The following is a 21638-nucleotide window of genomic DNA, read 5'->3' on the forward strand; positions in this document are numbered from 1 at the left end:
CGGGAACCGGCCCCACCCGCGGCTGGGCGAAGCCGGACGGACCGGCCCGCGCCCCGGCGAACGGCTCCCGCTCGCCGGGGTCGGCGGTCGCGGGCCCGGGTCACGCGTCCGCCCGCTCCGGCTCGGCCGCCGGACGCTGCCGCAGTTCCGTGAACCAGTAGGCGAGGGCGGTCAGCGGGAGGATCGCGCCCAAGGCGGTGAGCCCGGTCCAGCCCGTGGAGTCGTAGGCGAGGGAGCCGAGCTGGGAGCCGGCCGCGCCGCCGACGAAGAACGTGGCGATGAACGCGCTGTTGAGGCGGGCGCGGGCGGCGGGGTCGAGTTGGTAGACGGTGTGCTGGCCGAGGATGAGGGTGGTCTGCACGGCCATGTCGACGAGGATCGCGGCCACGGCGAGCAGCACGATGTCGTGCCGGCCGAGGCCCGCGAGCGCGAAGGCCAGCGCGGCGAGGACGAAGGCCGCTCCCGTCATCGGGCGGGACAGGCCCCGGTCGGCCCAGTGGCCCGCGAACGGGGCGATGGCGGCGCCCGCCGCGCCGACCAGCGCGAAGAGGCCGACCCCGGTCGCCGAGTAGTGGAAGTGGGGGCCGGTCAGCACGAAGGAGATCGTGGTCCAGAAGGCGCTGAACGCGCCGAACATGGCCGCCTGGTACAGGCCGCGGCGCACCAGCGCCGGGTGCGTGCGCATCAGCCGGGCGGTGGAGCGCAGGACGTGGTGGTACGGGATGGTCGTGGTCGGGGCGTGCCGCGGCAGGGCCAGCCGAAGGGCCACGGCGAGCACCGCCATGAGGCCGGCCGAGCCGAGGTAGACGACGCGCCAGCCCACCAGGTCGGACACCAGGCTGCTGAGCGTGCGCGAGAGCAGGATTCCGGTGAGCAGGCCGCTCATCACCCGGCCGACGACGCGGCCGCGGGCGTGGTCGGGGGCGAGGCTCGCGGCGAAGGGCACGAGGATCTGGGCGACCACGGAGGTGGCCCCGCTGATCAGTGAGGCGATCAGGAGCATGGGGAAGCCGGTGGCCAGGCCCGCGGCGGCCATGGCGAGGGTCGTGACCGTCAGAAGGGCGGTGACGAGGTTGCGCTTCTCCAGCCGGTCGCCGAGCGGGACCAGGAAGACCATGCCGATCACGTAGCCGACCTGGGTGAGCGTGATCAGCAGTCCCGTCGTGGCCGTCGTGGTGTGGAAGGTGTGACTCAGCGTGGCGAGCAGGGGCTGGGCGTAGTACAGGTTCGCGACCGTCATGCCGGACGCGACAGCCAGGAGTGCGACCAGCCGGCCCGGAACGCCCTGCGGCGTGGCCGCGGCAGTGGGCGGCTGCGGGGTCCGGGTCCTTGGGATTGCGGACATGAGCACCTTCTTCAGCGGTGGGCCGGTGGCCGGCCCGGGTGGAAGCACCGTGTGCGGCCGGCGGCTTCTTCGTCGCCGGCATGCTTGCTCAAGCGCCGGCGCGGCCGTCCCGCTTCCCCGCTGCGGGCGATGGTTCGCGATGTCAGTCATCTCCATCGGAGATGGGCCGGCGGGCGCTGCGGGGAGCGGCCGGCGCCGGGCGCGCGTCCCGGCGGCCGGGACGTACCGCCTGCCGGTGCGCGGCGCGCCGCCCGGCCGCGGCGTACGATGCACGAACGATCGAAGATCGCGCGACCGTGTTGCGACGGGACGCTGTTCGACCGGGAGCGGGCATTGGACCTACGGCAGATGGAGGTCGTCGTCGCGGTGGCGGACGCGGGCGGTTTCACCGCGGCGGCACGGCACCTGCACGTGGTCCAGTCGGCGGTGTCCGGCACGGTCCGGGCCCTGGAACGCGAACTGGGCGCGCCCCTGTTCGACCGCACCACGCACAGGGTGACCCTGACCCCGGCGGGCGAGGCGTTCGTCCCCGCCGCGCGCGCGGCCCTACGCGCGGCCGAGTCGGCGAGGGAAGCGGTCGACGCCGTACGGGGCGAACTGCGCGGGCGGATCACGGTCGGCACGATGCAGGGCGTCTGGGCCGGACTCCACCGCGCCCTGGCCGCGTTGCGGGCCGAGCATCCGGGTGTGGTGGTCCACCTGCGGCAGGCCGCCGTGGCCGACATCCGCCAGGCGCTGCGCGAGGGCACGGTGGACCTCGCCGTAGTGGCGTTCGACCGGCAGCAGCAGCGGGGGCTCACGACCCGGCTGCTGTCCCGCGAGGAGATGGTGCTGGTGGCGTCCTCCCGGCGGGTTCCTCCCGGGACGGCGCCCGGCGGCGAGGTCGAACTCGCCGACGCCGCCCGGCTGCCCCTGGTGGACTTCACCCCGGGCTGGGCCATCCGCTACGCCGTGGACCGGGCCTTCCGCGCCGCCGGCGTCGAGCGGAGCACGACGTTCGAGGTGAACGACATCGTCGCGGCGGCCGAACTCGTCCGCTACGACCTGGGGGTCTGCATCATGCCCGAGTCGATCGCCGATCGCTTCCCCGACCTCCCCCGGTACCGGTTCAGGCGGCACGCTCCGCACTGGCGGGTCATGGTGGTCCGGCCTCCCGGCGAGGCCCCCCAGGCGGTCGCCGCCCTGCTGCGCCACTTCGCCTGACGACGGCCACGGCACACCGCCGAGACCGGTGACCGCACCTCCCCGACGCCTCGGAGCTGCGAATATGGCATGCTTCGTACAGATTCACCGGGCCGCACGCCGCGACAGCGGCGGTCCATGCGGCCAAGGCTCCTGAGGATGGCGCGTGGACAGGTTCGGGAGGCGGCGGCGACCTGTCGGCGGCCCGGTCGCCGGGCAGTCGCCGATGCGCGGCCGGGACGGCGAACTCGCTTTCATCGACGCACGACTTGACGCGCTCGTCCGCGGCCGCGGCGGGATCGTGTGGGTGGAGGGCGCGCCGGGCAGCGGCAAGACCCGGATCCTGGAGGAGGCCTACGCGGCCGCGGTACGGCGGGGCCTACGGGCGTTCCGGGGAGGCGCGGATCCGGACGAGCACTTCGTACCGCTCGGTCCGCTGCTGGAGGGCCTGTCGACCGTGGCGCCCCTGCTCGACCTGGCGAAGGTGCGGGAGCTGACCGCGTCACCCGACCAGCGGTTCTGGCTGCTCCAGGAGCTGCAGGACCGGCTGGAGCAGACGGCCCTGGACACGCCGCTGCTGATCGTCCTCGACGACGTGCAGTGGTGCGACGACCTGACGCTGCTGTCCCTGCGGACCCTCACGGCCAGGGTCTCCTCGCACGCGATCCTGTGGCTGGTGGCCGTGCGCAGCGGACCGCTGACCTCGCCGGTGCGGATCACGCTGGACCGGCTCCGGCAGGCCGGCGCGGACGAGTTGCGCCTGGGCCCGCTCACGGACGAGGCGGTCGCCCAGGTCGCCGAGGACATACTGGGCGCGGCTCCCGACGCCGGCGTCCTGCATGCCGCCCGCCGGGCCGAGGGCGTGCCGCTGCTGCTGGTGGAACTGCTCGGCGGGCTGCGCGACGAGGACGCGGTGGTCGTCGAGAACCAGGTGGCACGGCTGTCGCGCGGCATGATCCCCGAGCGGCTGCGCTCCTCCGTGCGGCGGCGTGTCGACCAGCTCCCCGAAGCGGCGCGGGAGGTCGTGCGGACGGCCTCCGCGGTGGGCCGCACCGTCCCCATCGACCTGCTGGCCGAGCTGATGGGCGTACCCGCGGCGACGCTGATCGCACCCGTGCGGGAGGCCATCGACGCCGACCTCCTCGTCGAGCGGGACGGCCGTCTGCGGTTCCGCCACGACCTGATCCGCGAGGCCGTCGACGACGGACTGCCCGTCTCCGTCCGCCGGGCGCTGCGGCGGCACGCCGCCGACGTGCTGCTGGCCCGCGGCGCGCCCGTGGTCGAGACCGCCACGCTGCTGGCCGACAGCGCGGACGCCGGCGACCGCTCGGCCGTCGACCTGCTGCGGGCCGCCGCGGCGGAACTCGCGGCCACCGCGCCCTCCTCGGCGGCCGAACTCAGCGGCCGGGCGCTGGAACTCACCGCCGACAGCGCCCCCGAGCGCTCCGCGATCGTCGCCGAGACGATCCTGCTGCTCTGGCAGGCCGGGCAGGCCGCGCGGGCCCGGGCGCTGGGCGACTCGGCACTGCCCGGCGGCATGCGGCCGCACGACGAAGCCCGTGTGCGGCTCAACCTGGCGCGTATCTCCAGCCAGTACGACTTCACCGAGGCCGTACGGCAGGCACGTACCGGCGCGGCGCTGCCCGGCGTCCCGGCCGCCCTGCGGGCCCAACTGCTGGCGCTGCTGTGCCTGAACCTGTCGATGGCGGGCGACATGGAGGCGGCGGCGTGCGCGGTGGCCGAGGCGCTGGAGTGCGCGGCGCGGGCGCGGGACCGTGTCGCCGAGGCCACCGCGATCACCGTCCACTCGGTGGTGCTCTTCTACCGGATGGACTGGGACGAATCGTTTCGGCAGGCGGACCGGGCCGCGGCCCTGGCTGCCGGTCTCGGGATCGCGCGCTCCTTGTGGGTGCCGGAGGCGCTGTGGACGACGTTCCTGCTCAACGCGGCGGGGCGCTCGGCCGAGGCGCTCGCGGCGTCCGCAGCGGGCGTGCGCGGCGCCCGGCGGCAGGGGCAGGCCGCAGCCATGCTGTTGTGGCTCATGAGCCGTTCCCGGACCCTCCTGGACGCGGGGAGGCTGGCCGACGCCCGGGCCGAGGCGGAAGGCGCGTCGGCCATGGTCGACGAACTCGGCATGGGCAACCTCGCCGACGTCACGCTGCTGTACACGCTGGTGCGCGTCGCTCTCCACACGAACGACCTGGAGACCGCCCGCGCCCTCGTCGGCCGGGGCCGGCGGATGCTGAGCGACCAGGCGCCCCTGGTCCGCAACGTGGGCTCGTGGATGGCCGCCCTGCTGGCGGACCACGAGGGCCGCCCCGAGCACGCCATGGCGCTGCTCGACGAGGCGGTGGAGGCGCTCACCGGACAGCGGCCCTGGCTGGCCGGCCCGGACGATCCCGCCGACATGCCCGTCTTCGTCCGCATGGCGTTGCGGGCCGGCGCCGCCGAGCGCGCCGGGACGGCGGTACGCGTGGCCGAACGCCGGGCCGAGTTCAACCCCGGTTTCCCGATCCTCGCGGCCGCGGCGGCCCACGCCCGCGGCCTGCTCGACAACGATCTCGGTCACCTCCTGCGCGCGGTCCGCCTGTACGAGGAGTGCCCCAGGCTCCTGCCCAGGGCGTCGGCACTGGAGGACGCCGGGCGCAAGCTGGCCGCCACGCGCGCCTACGAGGCCGTTCCGCACCTCGACGCGGCCCTCGCCCTCTACACCGAGGCGGGCGCGGAACGGGACGCCGCGCGGGTGCGCCGCCGCCTGCGGCAGGCGGGCGTCCGGCGGCCCGCCGCCTCGCCGGGACCGGTGAAGGGGTGGCCGGAGCTGACCGCCTCGGAGGTGGGCGTGGTGCGGCTGGTCGCGCAGGGCCTGACGAACCGGCAGGCCGCGCAGCGCCTCTCCTTGTCGCCGCACACGGTGAGCTCGCACCTGCGGCGCGCCTTCACCAAGCTCGACATCACCTCGCGCGTGGAGCTGGCCCGGTTGGTGCGGGACCGTGACAGCGGACAGTGACCGCTTCGTATCCCACGCCGGCTTCCCGGGCCTTGGCCGACCGTGGGATGTGCGGGCGCGCGCGGCCCGCCACAGTGGTGACCTACGCCATGAACGCCATGAAGGCTGTGAACGCCGTGCAGCCGGAAGGGGACGGGGGACATGACGCCGATCGCATCTCCACCCGAGGAGGACCGCTTCGCCGGCAGCCTCCTCACCACGGCCGCCGTGCCCGCCGGCCGACGGCGGGAGTACTGGCGCGAGGCGCTGTCCCGGACCTTCGGCGCGGTGGACATGTCCGTCCCCGAGGAGGTGACCGCGGGAACGATCCGGACGGCGGCCCTCGGCGGGCTCAGGGCCACCAGGGTGGACGGCGATCCACTGGAGGCCCGGCGCACCCGGCGGCTCATCGCGCGGGGCGACGAGGACGGGTTCGTGGTCGTCAAGCTGCTCAGCAAGGGGGTCGCCAGGATCGAGCAGGACGCGCGCGAGGTGGGCGTGAACCCCGGCGAGGTGTTCATCTACGACATGGCGCGGCCGCTGCGGCTGGTCCTGCCCGAGTGCTTCCAGACGAAGTCCCTCGTCCTGCCGCGGGAGGCCCTGGGTCTGGACGAATCGGACCTGAGCCGCATCACGGCCTCGCCTTTCCGTTCCGACACGGCACCGGGCGCGCTGCTGTCCGTCCTCGTGTCGCAACTTGCGGACACCGCGGGATCGTACCGGCCCGGCACGGCCGAGTTGCTCGCCCGCAAGGCGGCGGACCTGGTGACCGTCCTGGCCGAGGAACGGCTCGGCAGGGCGTCCGGACGGACGGAGGGCCGCGACGAGGCGATGCGCCTGCGCATCCGTGCGTTCATCGGCCGCAACCTCGCCGATCCCGGCCTGACCCCGCAGACCCTCGCCCGGGCCCACCACATCTCGGTGCGCTACCTGCACAAGATATTCGAGGCCGAGGACACCACCGTCAGCCGCTTGATCCGCAGCCGCCGCCTCGAAGCGTGCCGGCAGGACCTGATCCGCCGGGAGAACGCGAACCGCACCATCGTCGCGGTGGCGCGGCAGTGGGGCTTCACCAGCGCCTCCCACTTCAGCCGGGTCTTCCTGGCCGCCTACGGGATGTCCCCCGGCGAGTGGCGCGCGGCCCACCGGCCGTAGTCGTGCCCACTCCCCCGCCGGGGCTCACGCCGGCCGGACCCACGGGGCGCCGGCGGTCGAGAGGCGGTGGACGGTCACGGACGTGCCCGCGAGGAGCAGCGCGGCGAGACCGAGCGCGAGGACGAGGCGGCCGTGCAGGACGAGTCCGGCGCCGGCCAGGGCCCCGAGGAACATCGCCAGCACGGACAGGATCCGCCGGCCGGGCCGCGGCGCCGCGCCCCCGGCCGGGCCGGAGTCCGCGGCCAGGCCCGTCAGGGTCAGCGTCAGTACGGTGGTGGTCAGGTCGGGGACGCCGAGACGGCGGACGGCGGCGTTCTGCAGGCCCATGCCGAGTCCCAGGAGCACGATCAGGGTGTACCGGACGCCGGGGCCGACCCGCCCGTCCGCCACCGCGGCGACCACCACGGCCCCCGCGACGAGGAGCGTCTGCGCGCCCGTCGACATCCTCAGCAGGTGACCGCGGTGGCCGGCGAACCGGGTGCCGAGCCTGCCGCCGGCCAGGGCGCCGCAGAGGAACGCGGTCATCGCGACGACGGAGGCGAGTGCGGACAGGCCCTGGGCGCCGGCGAGCGCGAACCCCAGGAAGACCACGTTGCCGGTCATGTTCGCGACGAAGACATGGCCGAGGGTCAGATAGCTCACGGCGTCGACCAGGCCGGTGACCACGGTCAGGACCAGCATGAGGGGCGGCAGGGGCCCGTCACGGTCCGCCCGGGCGGGCACGAGAGTGCGGGCCGCGTCGCTCAGCAGCCTGTGCATACGGTTCCCCTTCGATCCCGGCCGGCGGGCGGCGCGGCACGTGGTCCCACAGTGCACCGCTTCCGGCCGCGTTCCGGAAGTCTTCCGCGCGGCCACCGGCGCGTCTGTGCGCGCACAGGACACAGGCCGTGCGCGCAGGGGCAATCGCGGTGCGCCCCGGCGGCCTAGCGTCGCGCGCAGAGGTTCCGGATCGTCCCCGCGACCGCCGGCCGTACCGCCGCGAAGCGGGCGTACCCGTGAACCGCCGAGGAGAGCTGAGGAGACACGTATGCCCGAATCCGTCCAGCCGGTTCAGCCGGTCAAGCCGGTGCTGGAGCCGGCGGCGGCCGCCTTCGCGCAGGCCACCGCCGATCCGCCCTACCTGTTCGACCTGCCCCCGGCGGAAGGGCGCAAGGCGGTCGACGACGTGCAGTCCGGGGAGATCGGGAAGCCGCAGGTCGACGAGGAGTGGGTCACCGTCTCGGGCGGTCCGACGGGCAGTGTCCGGGCCCGCGTCGTCAAGCCCGCGGGCGCCGAGGGGACCCTGCCGGTGATCCTCTACATCCACGGCGCCGGCTGGGTGTTCGGCAACGCCCACACCCACGACCGCCTCGTTCGCGAACTGGCCGTCGGCGCGGGCGCGGCCGTGGTCTTCCCCGAGTACGACCTGTCGCCCCAAGCGCGCTACCCCGTCGCCATAGAGCAGAACTACGCCGTCGCCCAGTGGGTCGTGCGGCAGGGCTCCGCCAAGGGCCTGGACGGCACGCGGCTGGCCGTGGCCGGGGACTCCGTCGGGGGCAACATGAGCGCCGCGCTGACCCTCATGGCCAAGGAGCGCGGCGACGTCCCCCTGGTGCAGCAGGTGCTGTTCTACCCGGTCACCGACGCGAGCTTCGACACCACTTCGTACCACCAGTTCGCCACCGGCTACTTCCTGCGCCGTGACGGCATGCAGTGGTTCTGGGACCAGTACACGACCGACGAGGCCGACCGCGCCCGCGTCACCGCCTCTCCGCTGCGTGCCACCACCGAGGAGCTGAGCGGCCTGCCCCCGGCCCTTGTCATCACCGGCGAGGCCGATGTGCTGCGCGACGAGGGCGAGGCGTACGCGAACAAGCTCCGGGAGGCGGGTGTGCCCGTCACCGCCGTGCGGTTCCAGGGCATCATCCACGACTTCGTGATGCTCAACGCGCTGCGCGAGACGCATGCCGCGCAGGCCGCCATCACGCTGGCCGCCGGCACCCTGCGCGCCGCGCTGCACGCCGCCTGACGCGGCCCCTGGCACCCGCGAGGCGGCCCGAGACACCCGCTGGGCCTGCCGGACCCGCAAACCCGAGACACCCGTAGCACCCGTAGCACCCGTAGCACCCGAGATACCCGAAATACCCGAAATACCTGAGACACATGGGAGAGAGCCCTGCCATGACCACTTCCACGCCCACCGTCGTTCTCGTCCACGGCGCCTTCGCCGACGCGGCCAGTTGGTCCGGGGTCATCACCGAGTTGCAGGGCCACGGCGTCGCCGTCGTCGCTCCGCCCAACCCGCTGCGCGGACTTGCCGCCGACGCCGCGTACGTCGCCTCCGTGGCCTCTCAGATCGACGGCCCCGTCATTCTGGTCGGCCACTCCTACGGCGGCGCGCTCATCACCGTGGCCGGCACCACCGAGAACGTGGTCGGGCTCGTCTACGTGGCCGCCTACGTCTTGGAGGAAGGCGAGAGCCTCGGCGAGCTGCAGGGCCGGTTCCCCGACAGCCCGCTGGTCAGCAACCTGCGGCAGGCCACCTACCCCGTCGAGGGCGGGGAGCCCGCGGTCGAGGTCACCATCGCGCCCGAGGCGTTCCCGGACGTCTTCGCCGCCGACGTGCCCGCCGACGTCACGAAGGTCCTGGCCGTGGCCCAGCGGCCGCTGGCCGCCGCGGCGTTCGGCGAGAAGGCCACCGCGGCCGCGTGGCGGACCAAGCCGTCGTGGGCCCTGGTGGCCGGCGCCGACCACGCGATCAACCCCGACGTCGAGCGTTTCGGCGCCGAGCGGGCCTCGGCGACGGTCGTCGAGGTCGACGGTGCCTCGCACGCGGTCGCCCTGTCCCAGCCGAAGCAGGTCGCCGACCTGATCCTGGCGGCGGTGCGCGCCACGAGCTGAGCCGGCGGGAGCGGCGGGGCCGCGCGGACGGACTCCCCGTACCGTCTCCGCGCGGCCCCGCAGGCCCGACGCGCCCGCTCCTTGCTCCGGAGCGCACGATTCCGACCCCTCGGCGCTGGTGGGAGACCCGGCGCGGCACACTTGAGGCAGCACCGCCGTAACGGCGCGGTGCCGTGGACGGGCCTCGCGAGGATTGGCTGCCCCAACCTCCGGCCCTGGAGCAACATGGAGCGCAAGTGGCCGACGAAGCGATGGGTGACGACGTCTACCAGCCGGACGGTTCCGAGGTGCAGGACGACGTCGGCCTGCTCGACGCCTCGGACACCCTGGACTACCGGGGCGGCGACCAGGCTCTGGACGAGGGCTACTCGCCCCCGGAGCGGCCCTGGGGCGTGGAGCACACCGGCGTCACGGCGTCGGAGCAGCGGCGGGGCGAGAGTCTGGACGAGCGGCTGTCGGAGGAGGTGCCGGACATCGGTGTCCCCGAGGGCGACGGCATCGGGGACACGTGGGACACCGACGGTGAGCCCATCGACGACGAGGTGGGCGACGAGCGCGCCGGACGGCTGGTCGCGCCGGACGAGGGCAGCCACGCGATAACCGACTCGGACCTGCTCGCCTCCGACGTGGGGCTCGACGGCGCCGGGGCTTCCGCCGAGGAGGCCGCGATGCACCTGATCCCCGACTCCGAGACGTACTGAGGCCGCGCCCCGCCGCGCGAACGGGCGTCGGCACCCCGTGTCCGCGCCCGGGGCCCGGGCGGGCTCACTCGACCGGCGACGCGGCGGGGTCCGGTTCGATCCCGTACTCGGCGAGCCGGGCGAGGAGGTCACGGCGGTCGGTGCGGACGAGGCTGCCGCCGGTGAAGCGGGCATCGTCGGTGACCTCGGCGACGCAGCCCGCGGGCGGGCGGAAGGAGAGCGCGGCCTCGTCCGTGGCGAACTCGGCCTCGGCGAGGATCAGACCGTGCAGTGGCGGGTCGAAGACGTCGACGCCGAGCGGCGGAACGCTCAAGCGGGTCTTGGACAGCACCGCCGCCGGCAGCGAGGCGAGCAGGTCGTACTCGCTCCGGGACAGGTACGTGTTCGTGATCAGTCCCTGGACCGGCCCGGGCCGGCCGGCGGGCACCTTCTGGGTGAGCTTGTACTCGACGGTGCCGCGGTCCGGGCCCTCGACCCGCCGCAGGCGCAGGCGCGTTCCCGGCAGGTACCGGTCGGTGATCCGGCGTGTGGCGGTGACGGCAGACGCCGGGGGCGGTCCCGCCAGCAGGAATCGTCTCTCGCGCTCGATCCGCGCGTACTTGCCGCCGGCGACGGGTCCTGCCGCGTCACTCCGCTCGGTCATGCCGCTGCCTCCTCGGGCCGTTCGTGTTCTGCGGGGACGCCGTGGAACCACCGCCGTCCGGGGGCCGGGACCGGGTCCCGGCCTGCGGAACGCCGCGGCGCTCACCGTACGGGAGAGCGCGGCGCCGCAGAAGGCCCGACCGGGACGGCCGCGCGGCCGTCCCGGTCGGCGGGCACGCGAGGGGCGGGCCGCGCCCTCACGGGGCCGCGTGCCCTGGCGGCGCCTGGGGCGCTTCGCCGGCCGGGGACGGCCCCGGCTCGGCGGCACCGGGAGCCGGTTCGGCGGCGACGAGGCGGGCCATCGCCTCGGCGGCGCGGACGGCGGCGTCGGCGCAGCAGTTGTTGAACAGGACGTGGACGTCCCGGGCGCGTTCGGCCATCGCGTGGATCCGCGGGGTCCACTGCGCCAGCTCGGCCGGGGTGTAGTCGTGGCGGAACCGGTCCTCCTTGGAGCCCGTGCCCCAGGCGGGGCTGCGGCCGTGCAGGCGGATCACGGCCAGCCGGGCAGAGGTCACCTCGGCGACGGGCGGCACGGAGGACGGCAGGCCCTGCGCCATGTCGACTGCCACGGCCGAGGCGTCCAGGTCGGCGAGCAGGGCGGCGGTGTCCGCTCGCCGCTCGGGCCGCCACCAGGCCGGGTGCCGGAACTCGACGGACACCGGCCAGCCGGCGGCGCGCTCCCGGGCCGCCCGCAGGTACGCCGCCGCCCGCGCTCCCGGCGCGAACCACGGCGGGAACTGGAACAGCACGGCCCCCAGCCGCCCGGCCCGCCGCAGCGGCTCCAGCGCCCCGGCGAAGCGGCGCCACACCTCGTCCAGCAACTCCGGGGCCGCCGCCGGGGACGCGGGCCCGCCCCGCGCCCCGCCCCCGTAGCCGCCTCGCAGTTCACCGCGCAAGTCCTCCGGCAGTGCCCGCGCCGTCGTCGGGTGCCCGGTCAGCAGGGAGAACGCCTTCACGTCGAACCGGAACCCCTCCGGTGTCCGCTCCGCCCACACCCGGCTGCTCCGCTCGGCCGGCAGTCCGTAGTACGTGGCGTCGACCTCGGCCACGGCGAACCGCGACGCGTAGAACCGCAGCCTCCCCTCGGCGTCCCGCCGGCCCGGCGGATACCATCCGCTCCCCACCAGTGCCTTGTCCGTCCACGAACACGTCCCGACGCGTATCCTCCCCATGATCCCGCGCATTCCCCGCGCCCCGGCCCCGACACCGATACCGGCATCGACACCGGCACCGGCACCGCGCATTGCGCCGGCGGGCCGGGGTCCGGGCCCGCTCAGGTGAGGACGCCGGTCAGCCGCGGGTCCACTTCTGGTTGCTGCCGCCGTTGCAGGTGTACAGGTCGACCTTGCTGCCGTTGGCCGTGCCCTGGCCGGCGACGTCGAGGCACAGACCGGACTGGACGCCGGTGACGGTGCCGTCACTGTTGAGGTTCCACTGCTGGTTGGCGCCGCCGTTGCAGGTGTAGATGTCCACGACGGTGCCGTTGGTGCGGCCCTGTCCGTAGGCGTCGAGGCACTTGTCGCCGTAGACCTGCAACTGCTTGCCGGAGGTGTAGGTCCACTGCTGGTTGGCGCCGCCGTTGCAGTCCCAGATGTCGAGTTGGGTGCCGTCGGTGCGGGACTGGCCGGGAACGTCCAGGCAGCGGCCCGAAGCGGCCGAGCGCAGCGGGGCCGCCCCGCCGGTACCTCCTCCTCCGCCGCCGCCGGAGGTGAGTCCCCAGCCGTAGCGCAGGCGGTCGGCGCCGCTGGCGTTGTTCGTGGTCAGGGACAGATCGGTGCCCGAGCCGTGCAGGGTCTCCATGCTGTACCAGTCGCCGTTGCGCAGGCCGGGCCAGTAGACCGAGCCGACGGACATCGAGCGAGCGATCTCGGTCGTGGCGCGGATGTAGGAGACGAAGTTGTCGGTGCTGGTGGCGTCGTCGTAGTTCAGGCCGTTGGTCATGGGGGCGCCGAACTCGTCGATGACGGTGCGCGAGGCGCAGCCGCCGATCTTGTTCCGGTAGTCCGTCAGCCAGTCGTTGTAGCTGTGGGTGGCCCAGAAGGCGTAGTTGTGCAGGGACAGGTGAGTGCCGGTCAGGCGGCTGTCGGCGCACTCGGCGGTGACGTCCTGGTTGTAGCCGGTGCCGCTGACGAACACCCTGTCGCGCGGGACGGCGGAGTGGTCGGACAGCCAGCCGGCGACGATGTCGGACCAGGCGGAGGAGCTGTAGCCGTGGGGCTCGTTCATCGGCTCGAAGTACACCAGGGAGTTGCCGCCGTACGCGGCAGTGACGGTGTTCCACATGGTCTTCCACGCGGTGGTGTCGTCGATCTTGCCGTCCTCGTGGGCGGTGCCCTCCCAGTAGCTGAGGATCACCTTGAAGCCCATGCCGGTCGCGGCGTCGATGGCGCCGGTGTAGGAGTTCCACCACGTGGTGCCGACCGAGTACGGATTGACCGGCAGGCGCACGGTGTTCGCGCCGAGGTTGTCCTGGAAACCGGTCAGGATCGCGGTGGCCTTGGCCTTGACCGTGGCGTAGCTGTCGGAGGCGCTCAGGCCGGAGGGGACAACCGCGTCGTCGGCGAAGTTGTCACGCGGGTCGGCCCAGTTGACGCCTCGGAAGTCCGACGTTCCAGTGGCCGCGTGGGCGGTGGCCGGTACGGCCGCCGTGGCCCCGGCGACTGCCGCCACGACGAGGCTCAGCGCGCTCAGCGCCGCTCGGAGGCGGGCGGAGTACCGCCGTCGGGGCGGTACGGGAGTGGTCGTGTCCATGGATGCTCCGGGTGTGAGGGGTGCGAGGGGTGTGAGGGGACGGACGGGTCGCCCGCCGCGCCCGGCTACCGCGCCCGGCGGGCGAGCGGGCAGGACGGACCGGCGGGCACGGTGGGGACGCGGACGGCCGAGGGCCCGGGCGGTGCGAACCCGGGTCCGGTGACCGGCGACGCGAACGGCGACCGGCGACCGGCGACCGATGAGCACCCGTCAACCGGCCCGCCGCAGACGGTGTTTGCGTTGCCATCAGCATCCGACTGACATGCGAGTGTGGAGCGGGCGACTCGGGGCGTCAAGACGGCCGCGCGGAGGATTCTGTTGGAACGTGCGTGAATATGAGGGACTTTCCCACCAACGACCGCAAGCTCCTGTGGGGATCCGAGGGCGGTTCGCAGCCGCCGGCCGATGTGAAAACCCTGTGACCGGAAGTTGCGGCCGGACACTTCCCAAGGGATTGCTCGCCTGTTAGCTTCGGTCGAGTGGGAGCGCTCCCACACCGGGCTCCACCGCCGTCGCCCTTGGTGTCAGCATCGGCCGACGGCAGGGGCCGCCCGACTGCTGTACCCGCCACGCCACTTGACCACTGGCAGCGTCACCGGCGGGTCGCCCGGCCACTGTTCGCGGGGCAGCACACCCAACTGAAGCGCACCGGCTTGCGGGACAGGCGACGTGGCGTCCCGGAATACGGCTGTCGCATTCGATACGGGGACGTGTCATGCGAGAGGAGAGCTGGTCGCCATGCGCGCGAAACACCCGTCGTCACAGCGGTGGTCCCCCCACGACCCGCTGACGGCCGCACTCCCTCGTCCCGTACGGGCCGGCCCGGTACGGCCGGCCCCGCGTACCCGACACGTGTCCGTACACCGGTCCTGCGGGGCCGGAACCGGTCGCGGCCCCGGCCGTCACCGGTAGCGGCCGATCCCGGCGGCAGCACCACCTCGCAGTCGGCCCGGTCCGTGCCCCGCCCTCCGGCGGGACCACGCTCCGGGCAATCCCCCCACACAGCTCCGTGAAGGAGAAACAGGCGTTATGGCCAAACCCGTATCCCGACGGCGGTTTGCCAGCGCGGTCGGCGGCGCGTTCCTCGCCGCGGCCGCGGCACCGACCCTGGCGAAGTCAGCATCCGCCGCCCCCGCCGGCGACGCCGCGCCGGCCGCCGCCTCGGCCGATGCGTACACGCAGCAGTTCCTGACCCAGTACAACAAGATCAAGGACCCGGCGAACGGCTACTTCAGCAAGGACGGGATCCCGTACCACTGCGTGGAGACGCTGATCGTCGAGGCTCCGGACCACGGGCACCAGACGACCTCGGAGGCGTTCAGCTTCTGGTTCTGGCTGGAGGCCACCTACGGCCGGGTGACCGGTGACTGGACCGCGTTCAACAACGCCTGGACCACCGCCGAGCACTACATCATCCCGCAGCACGTCGACCAGCCGTCCAACAGCTCCTACAACGCCTCCTCGCCGGCGACCTACGCCCCGGAGTGGCCCGACCCCAGCTCCTACCCGAGCCCGCTCGACTCCTCGGTGTCGGTCGGACAGGACCCGCTGTACAGCGAGCTGAACTCGACGTACGGCACGGCCGACATCTACGGCATGCACTGGCTGATGGACGTCGACAACGTGTACGGGTACGGCAACACGCCCGGCACCGGCGGCGAGAACGGCCCCGGCAGCAACCCGTCGTACATCAACAGCTACCAGCGCGGCGCCCAGGAGTCGGTGTGGGAGACCATCCCGCAGCCGTGCACCGACCTGATGAAGTACGGCGGGCCGAACGGGTACCTCGACCTGTTCGTCAAGCAGTCCAGCGCCTACTCGCAGCAGTACAAGTACACCGCCGCCCCCGACGCCGACGCCCGCGCCGTCCAGGCCGCGTACTGGGCGCTGCGCTGGGCCACCGCCCAGGGCGCGCAGGGACAGGTCGCCCCGTCGGTGCAGAAGGCCGCCAAGATGGGCGACTTCCTGCGGTACGCGCTGTTCGACAAGTACTTCAAGCAGATCGGCAGCTGCACCAGCCCCAGCGGCTGCGCCGCCGGATCCGGCCGCAGCTCCGAGCACTACCTGCTGGCCTGGTACTACGCCTGGGGCGGGGCGGAGCCCGGCGGCGGCTGGTCGTGGCGGATCGGCGACGGCGCCTCGCACCAGGGGTACCAGAACCCGCTGGCCGCCTTCGCCATGTCCACCGTGTCCTCCCTGACGCCCAAGTCGCCGACCGCGCAGAGCGACTGGTCGAAGAGCCTGACCCGGATGATGGAGTTCTACCAGTGGCTCCAGTCCGCCGAGGGCGCCATCGCCGGCGGCTGCACCAACAGCTGGAACGGCCAGTACGGCACCCCGCCCGCGGGCACCCCGACCTTCTACGGCATGGCCTACGACTGGGAGCCGGTCTACCACGACCCGCCGAGCAACAACTGGTTCGGCATGCAGGCGTGGTCGATGGAGCGCCTCGCGGAGTACTACTACGTGAGCGGTGACGCCACCGCCAAGAAGATCCTGGACAAGTGGGTGAAGTGGGCCTCGTCCGTCACCACGGTCACCGCCACCAGCTTCCAGATCCCGTCCGACCTGGCCTGGAGCGGGCAGCCGGACACGTGGAACCCGACGAGCCCGGGTTCCAACTCCGGCCTGCACGTGTCGGTGACGGACTCCGGCAGCGACGTCGGCGTCTGCGCCGCGTACGTCAAGACGCTGACGTACTACGCCGCCAAGTCCGGTGACACCGCCTCGGCCGCCCTCGCCAAGAGCCTGCTCGACGCGATGGCCACGATGACCGACTCCAAGGGCATCTCTGTTCCGGAGACCCGCAAGGACTACAGCCGGTTCGGCGACACGGTGTACGTGCCCTCCGGCTGGTCGGGCAAGATGCCCAACGGGGACGTGATCAAGCCCGGGATCACCTTCCTGGACATCCGGTCCTGGTACAAGAACGACCCGGACTTCCCGAAGGTCCAGGCGTACCTGAACGGCGGTTCGGTGCCCTCGTTCACGTACCACCGCTTCTGGGCCCAGGCCGACATCGCGATGGCCTACGCCGTGTACGGCGAGCTCATCGCGGGCGGCGGCACCAGCGGTGACACGACTCCTCCGTCCGCGCCGACGGGTCTGAAGGTGTCGGGGACGACGAGCAGCACGGTGTCGCTGACGTGGACGGCGTCCACCGACGACGTCGGGGTGACCGGGTACAACGTGTACCGGGGCACGACGCTCGCGGGCAGCAGCACCACCACGTCGTTCACCGACACGGGGCTGGCGGGGTCCACGCAGTACTCGTACACCGTCAAGGCGTTCGACGCCGCGGGGAACCTGTCGGCGGCCTCCAGCGCGGTGACCGCGACCACGCAGGCCGGCACCGGCGGGGACACCACGCCTCCGTCCGCGCCGACGGGTCTGAAGGTCACCGGGACGACGAGCAGCAGCGTGTCCCTGTCGTGGACGGCGTCCACCGACAACGTGGGCGTGACCGGGTACGACGTCTACCGGGGCACCACCCTCGCGGGCAGCACCGCCACGACGACGTTCACCGACTCGGGTCTGACCGCGTCCACGCAGTACTCGTACACGGTCAAGGCGAAGGACGCGGCCGGGAACGTCTCGGCGGCCTCCGGCTCGGTGACCGCGACCACGCAGTCCGGCTCGACCGGCGGCGGCGCGCTGAAGGTGCAGTACAAGAACAACGACAGCTCGCCCACCGACAACCAGATCAAGCCGGGCCTGAACCTGGTCAACACCGGCACCAGCGCGGTGAGCCTGTCGACGGTCACCATCCGGTACTGGTTCACCGGCGACGGCGGATCCTCCTTCAGCACCTACATCGACTACGCGGCCCTGGGCTCGTCGAACATCACCACCAAGGTGGTGTCGACCTCCGCCAGGACCGGAGCCGACCACTACCTGGAGGTCGGATTCACCAGCGGCGCGGGAAGCCTGGCCGCCGGCAAGTCCACCGGCGACATCCAGTGCCGCCTCAACAAGTCCGACTGGTCGAACTTCAACGAGACCAACGACTACAGCTACGGCACCAACACCTCGTACGCGGACGCACCCAAGATCACCGTGTACATCGGCGGCACCCTCGCCTACGGCACCGAGCCGTAAACCCGGCTGCCGGGTGGGCCGGACGGGCCCACCCGGGACACCGGCAGTGGCCAGGCACGCCCACGGCTGCCTGGCCACTGGCCGTTGCCGGTGCACGCCGGTCACGGGCCGCCGTGCCCGTCCCGCCGCCCCTCCCTCCGACCCGGCCTCCCGACCCGTCCCGCTGTGCCTGTTCCGCCGTGCCCGTCCCGCACGCCCGTACGCCGGGGCTGTCCCGCCACCGCCGCCGGGTTTCCCGCCGTATCCGGCCGGCGGCTTCGACGTCCTCATCCGAAGGAGCAAGTCCATGGCCCTTCCGTCCAGACGCTGGGGCGGCGCCGCCCTGGCGACGGCGCTGACCGCCGCCGCCGCGGTGACAGCGGTCGCCGGGGGCGCCACGAGCGCGGCGGCCGACACCGGAGCGCTCTGCGGCGCCTCGTACACCATCGCCTGGCAGACGCCCTCCGACAGTCCGCCGGACTTCGGCGTCACCGTGACGGTCACGAACAAGGCCTCGTACGCGATCAACAGCTGGTCCGTCTCGTGGGCGTACGCGGCCGGCCAGAAGATCATCGCGGGCTCGCCCTACAGCGCGAACGTCACCCAGAGCGGCACGACGGTCACCGCCACCCCCCTGGGGAGCAACGCCAACCTGGCGCCCGGGGCGAGCACCACCTTCGGGTTCCACGCCACCTACGACGGTACGTCCAACCCCGTGCCGGCCGTCACCTGCGCCGGACCGAGCCAGGGCTCCTCCCGGGCCACCCTGTCCGGCTCGCTCGACCCGCTGGGCGTCAACACCGCCGCCTGGGACACCGACTTCACGGCCCCGGCGATCGCCGACGACCTCTCGTCCGCCGACGTGGGGCTCATCCGCTACCCCGGCGGATCGTGGGCCGACCAGTACATGTGGCAGACCAACACGGTCAAGGGCGCCACCCAGCCGGTGGACTTCGGCGCGTACTCGACCCAGGTCGACGCCGTGACGAAGGGCCAGAAGTTCGTCACAATCAACTACGGCTCCGACACCCCCGACAGCGCGGCCGCCTGGGTCAAGCAGTCACAGACCCCCGGGCAGGGGGTGAGCCTGTGGGAGATCGGCAACGAGGTGTACGGGTCGTGGGAGACCGACAACCACTCCGGCGCGCACACGGCCTCCTCGTACGCGACCAACGGCCTGGCGTACATGAAGGCCATGAAGGCCGCCGACCCCAAGGCCAGGATCTGCTACGACTACGCGATGGACGGCAGCCTGGCGCCCGGGGCCGGTGTGGACGGCTGGCAGGACTGGAACAACACCGTCCTGCAGGCCGACGCCGCGTACATCGACTGCGCCGACGTCCACTGGTACCCGATCAACGGGACGCCCCCCGAGAGCGTGCAGTCGATCATGGAGACGGTCGACAACATCCCGGCGGCGGCGGCCGAGATCCACGCCGCCCTGTCGGCCAACGACCCGACCGCCGACTTCGTGGTGGGCGAGACCAACATCTCGCAGACGGCGAACGAGTGGAACGAGGAGCCCGTCGGCGCCCTGTTCTCGGCCGCGAACACCATGGAGTGGCTGTCGTACGGGGCGCAGAGCGTCGACGGGTGGGACGTCCACAACTACGGCACGCCGACCGCGGACTTCGGGATGTTCTCCTCCGGAACCGGCGGCGAACCGGCGGTCAACACCCCGTACCCGCCCTACTACGGATTCAAGCTGGCCGCGCAACTCGCCGTCCCCGGCGCGACGGTCGGCACGCTGCCCCAGGCCACGCCCAATCTCTACACCTACTACTCCCAGCTGCCCGACGGCTCGTACGCCGTCATGCTGGTCAACGCCGACCCGTCCGCCTCCGCCACGGTGAGCACGGCCGGCCTGGGCATCACCAGCTCCTCGGAGACGTCGTCCACCTACGACAGCGCCAACCCGGCCATCGCCACCGGCACCGCGTCGGGCAGCTCGGTCACGGTCCCGGCGGAGTCGATCGTCACCCTGACGCACGCGAGCGGCGCGCCCCCCACGGCGACCGGTGACACCACGCCTCCGTCCGCGCCCACCGGCCTGAAGGTCACCGGGACGACGAGCAGCAGCGTGTCCCTGTCGTGGACGGCCGCCACCGACAACGTCGGCGTGACCGGCTACGACGTCTACCGCGGCACCACCCTCGCCGGCACCACCGCCACGACCACCTTCACCGACTCCGGCCTCACCGCATCGACCCCCTACACCTACACGGTGAAAGCGAAGGACGCGGCCGGGAACGTCTCGGCCGCCTCGGCCGCGGTGACCGCGACGACGCAGTCCGGCACCGGCGGGGACACCACGCCCCCGTCCGCGCCGACGGGTCTGAAGGTCACCGGGACCACGAGCAGCAGCGTGTCCCTGTCGTGGACGGCGTCCACCGACAACGTGGGCGTGACCGGGTACGACGTCTACCGCGGCACCACCCTCGCGGGCAGCACCGCCACGACGACGTTCACCGACTCGGGTCTGACCGCCTCCACGCAGTACTCGTACACGGTCAAGGCGAAGGACGCGGCCGGGAACGTCTCGGCGGCCTCCGGCTCCGTGACCGCGACCACGCAGTCCGGCTCGACCGGCGGCGGCGCGCTGAAGGTGCAGTACAAGAACAACGACAGCTCGCCCACCGACAACCAGATCAAGCCGGGCCTGAACCTGGTCAACACCGGCACCAGCGCGGTGAGCCTGTCGACGGTCACCATCCGGTACTGGTTCACCGGCGACGGCGGATCCTCCTTCAGCACCTACATCGACTACGCGGCCCTGGGCTCCTCGAACATCACCACCAAGGTCGTCTCCACCTCCGCCAGGACCGGAGCCGACCACTACCTGGAGGTCGGATTCACCAGCGGCGCCGGCAGCCTGGCCGCCGGCAAGTCCACCGGCGACATCCAGAGCCGCCTCAACAAGTCCGACTGGTCGAACTTCAACGAGACCAACGACTACAGCTACGGCACCAACACCTCGTACGCGGACGCACCCAAGATCACCGTGTACATCGGCGGCACCCTCGCCTACGGCACCGAACCCTCCTGAGGTGTGCGGGGTGCCGGGGTGACGGCCTCTCAACCCCCGGCACCCCTGCGCCCCGTACCCCGCCGCCGGTCACGGACCATCAGCGGCGAAGGCGAGGATTCCTCGCCGGACGATTGACAACTCCTGCCGCACCAGTCACGCTGACCGCGGATGTTAGCGATAACACAATCGACTGCCGGCTCCGCCCGCCACCCGGCTCGGTGACGCTCGATGCCTTCTCTCGGTGGCGCGCGGACCGCCATGGACCGCACCACATCACCAGTCCGGACGGCTCCCGACGGGGCCGGCCGGAATCGCTCACCCAGGGACGAGGAGGTCCCCATGCACAGAGCAGGTTTCAACGGAAGACATATGTTCGCGGTGCTCGCCGCCGCCCTCGCGGCCGTGGTCGCGTTGGCGCTGGCGATCGTCGCCAACCCGGCTCAGGCGGCCACCAGCGGCGCCCTGCGCGGTGTCGGGTCCGGCCGGTGCCTCGACGTGCCGAACAGCAGCCAGACCGACGGCACGTTCCTGCAGATCTACGACTGCTCGGGCGCGGCCAACCAGCAGTGGACGCTGACGTCCGCCAACGAGCTGACCGTGTACGGCAGCAAGTGTCTGGACGTTCCGGGCAAGGCCACCACGGCCGGCACCAAAGTGGAGATCTGGACCTGCAACGGCGGCACGAACCAGCAGTGGCGGGTGAACTCCGACGGCACGATCGTCGGGGTGCAGTCCGGGCTGTGCCTGGACGTCACGGGCGCCGGTACGGCCAACGGCACGGCGGTGGAGATCTGGACCTGCAACGGCGGCAGCAACCAGCAGTGGACCGGCCTGAGCGGAGGCACCACCGGCGGGACCACGACCGGTGGCACCACCACGTCGGGCGGGACG

General features: G+C 72.7%; 14 protein-coding genes. 9 read left to right on the forward strand and 5 right to left on the reverse strand.

What is annotated here, in order from left to right; genetic code table 11:
* Positions 1-100 precede the first annotated feature (100 nt).
* The gene (locus tag K7G61_RS32905; RefSeq protein WP_225850801.1) at positions 101-1345 is read right to left on the reverse strand and encodes an MFS transporter; all 1245 of its coding nucleotides are present in this window, start codon (positions 1343-1345) and stop codon (positions 101-103) included.
* 333 nt (positions 1346-1678) lie between these two features.
* Here K7G61_RS32905 and K7G61_RS32910 point away from each other — a divergent pair, with 333 nt between their 5' ends.
* From K7G61_RS32910 to K7G61_RS32920, 3 genes are all read left to right on the forward strand, one after another.
* Positions 1679-2548, forward strand: a complete 870-nt coding sequence (locus K7G61_RS32910) for a LysR family transcriptional regulator (protein WP_225850802.1) — start codon at positions 1679-1681, stop codon at positions 2546-2548.
* A gap of 145 nt (positions 2549-2693) precedes the next feature.
* Positions 2694-5534: an AAA family ATPase gene (locus tag K7G61_RS32915; protein WP_308190781.1), complete on the forward strand. Its 2841-nt coding sequence runs from the start codon at positions 2694-2696 to the stop codon at positions 5532-5534.
* Positions 5535-5675: 141 nt separating this feature from the next.
* A complete protein-coding gene (locus K7G61_RS32920) occupies positions 5676-6668 on the forward strand; it encodes a helix-turn-helix domain-containing protein (RefSeq protein ID WP_225850803.1) in 993 nt (330 codons plus the stop codon).
* 24 nt (positions 6669-6692) lie between these two features.
* Here the strand turns inward: K7G61_RS32920 and K7G61_RS32925 are convergent, their stop codons facing one another.
* The gene (locus K7G61_RS32925) at positions 6693-7427 is read right to left on the reverse strand and encodes a YoaK family protein (protein ID WP_225850804.1); all 735 of its coding nucleotides are present in this window, start codon (positions 7425-7427) and stop codon (positions 6693-6695) included.
* A gap of 268 nt (positions 7428-7695) precedes the next feature.
* On the opposite strand from K7G61_RS32925, the gene K7G61_RS32930 reads away from it, so the two are divergent.
* From K7G61_RS32930 to K7G61_RS32940, 3 genes are all read left to right on the forward strand, one after another.
* Positions 7696-8676, forward strand: coding sequence for an alpha/beta hydrolase (locus tag K7G61_RS32930; RefSeq protein ID WP_225850805.1), 981 nt, complete (start codon positions 7696-7698; stop codon positions 8674-8676).
* 152 nt (positions 8677-8828) lie between these two features.
* The gene (locus K7G61_RS32935; RefSeq protein ID WP_225850806.1) at positions 8829-9548 is read left to right on the forward strand and encodes an alpha/beta fold hydrolase; all 720 of its coding nucleotides are present in this window, start codon (positions 8829-8831) and stop codon (positions 9546-9548) included.
* Between the two features lie 251 nt (positions 9549-9799).
* A complete protein-coding gene (locus K7G61_RS32940) occupies positions 9800-10249 on the forward strand; it encodes a DUF5709 domain-containing protein (RefSeq protein ID WP_225850818.1) in 450 nt (149 codons plus the stop codon).
* Positions 10250-10313: 64 nt separating this feature from the next.
* On the opposite strand, the gene K7G61_RS32945 is transcribed toward K7G61_RS32940, so the two are convergent.
* The 3 genes from K7G61_RS32945 to K7G61_RS32955 all read right to left on the reverse strand — a co-directional run bounded on the left by K7G61_RS32945 (position 10314) and on the right by K7G61_RS32955 (position 13642).
* Positions 10314-10892: a hypothetical protein gene (locus K7G61_RS32945; RefSeq protein ID WP_225850807.1), complete on the reverse strand. Its 579-nt coding sequence runs from the start codon at positions 10890-10892 to the stop codon at positions 10314-10316.
* Positions 10893-11088: 196 nt separating this feature from the next.
* On the reverse strand, positions 11089-12063 hold the full coding sequence (locus tag K7G61_RS32950) for a DUF72 domain-containing protein (protein ID WP_225850808.1): 975 nt from the start codon (positions 12061-12063) through the stop codon (positions 11089-11091).
* 118 nt (positions 12064-12181) lie between these two features.
* A complete protein-coding gene (locus K7G61_RS32955) occupies positions 12182-13642 on the reverse strand; it encodes a ricin-type beta-trefoil lectin domain protein (RefSeq protein ID WP_225850809.1) in 1461 nt (486 codons plus the stop codon).
* 1029 nt (positions 13643-14671) lie between these two features.
* Here K7G61_RS32955 and K7G61_RS32960 point away from each other — a divergent pair.
* From K7G61_RS32960 to K7G61_RS32970, 3 genes are all read left to right on the forward strand, one after another.
* Positions 14672-17740 (forward strand): glycoside hydrolase family 48 protein, encoded by a 3069-nt coding sequence (locus K7G61_RS32960; RefSeq protein WP_225850810.1) that lies wholly within the window; start codon positions 14672-14674, stop codon positions 17738-17740.
* A gap of 286 nt (positions 17741-18026) precedes the next feature.
* Entirely contained in the window at positions 18027-20765 is a 2739-nt protein-coding gene (locus K7G61_RS32965; RefSeq protein ID WP_225850811.1) for a cellulose binding domain-containing protein, read from the forward strand.
* Positions 20766-21086: 321 nt separating this feature from the next.
* Positions 21087-21638, forward strand: a 552-nt coding sequence (locus K7G61_RS32970; RefSeq protein ID WP_374204322.1) for a ricin-type beta-trefoil lectin domain protein, incomplete at its 3' end; no start/stop codon positions are given.

The sequence above is a fragment of the Streptomyces sp. HPF1205 genome (genome assembly GCF_020400825.1).
Classification (GTDB): domain Bacteria; phylum Actinomycetota; class Actinomycetes; order Streptomycetales; family Streptomycetaceae; genus Actinacidiphila.

Coding starts and splice junctions, on each gene's coding strand:
- K7G61_RS32965 (WP_225850811.1), top strand. CDS start 18,027: ATGGCCCTTCCGTCCAGACGCTGGGGCGGCGCCGCCCTGGCGACGGCG.
- K7G61_RS32950 (WP_225850808.1), bottom strand. CDS start 12,063: ATGGGGAGGATACGCGTCGGGACGTGTTCGTGGACGGACAAGGCACTG.
- K7G61_RS32935 (WP_225850806.1), top strand. CDS start 8,829: ATGACCACTTCCACGCCCACCGTCGTTCTCGTCCACGGCGCCTTCGCC.
- K7G61_RS32920 (WP_225850803.1), top strand. CDS start 5,676: ATGACGCCGATCGCATCTCCACCCGAGGAGGACCGCTTCGCCGGCAGC.
- K7G61_RS32940 (WP_225850818.1), top strand. CDS start 9,800: ATGGGTGACGACGTCTACCAGCCGGACGGTTCCGAGGTGCAGGACGAC.
- K7G61_RS32930 (WP_225850805.1), top strand. CDS start 7,696: ATGCCCGAATCCGTCCAGCCGGTTCAGCCGGTCAAGCCGGTGCTGGAG.
- K7G61_RS32960 (WP_225850810.1), top strand. CDS start 14,672: ATGGCCAAACCCGTATCCCGACGGCGGTTTGCCAGCGCGGTCGGCGGC.
- K7G61_RS32925 (WP_225850804.1), bottom strand. CDS start 7,427: ATGCACAGGCTGCTGAGCGACGCGGCCCGCACTCTCGTGCCCGCCCGG.
- K7G61_RS32955 (WP_225850809.1), bottom strand. CDS start 13,642: ATGGACACGACCACTCCCGTACCGCCCCGACGGCGGTACTCCGCCCGC.
- K7G61_RS32905 (WP_225850801.1), bottom strand. CDS start 1,345: ATGTCCGCAATCCCAAGGACCCGGACCCCGCAGCCGCCCACTGCCGCG.
- K7G61_RS32945 (WP_225850807.1), bottom strand. CDS start 10,892: ATGACCGAGCGGAGTGACGCGGCAGGACCCGTCGCCGGCGGCAAGTAC.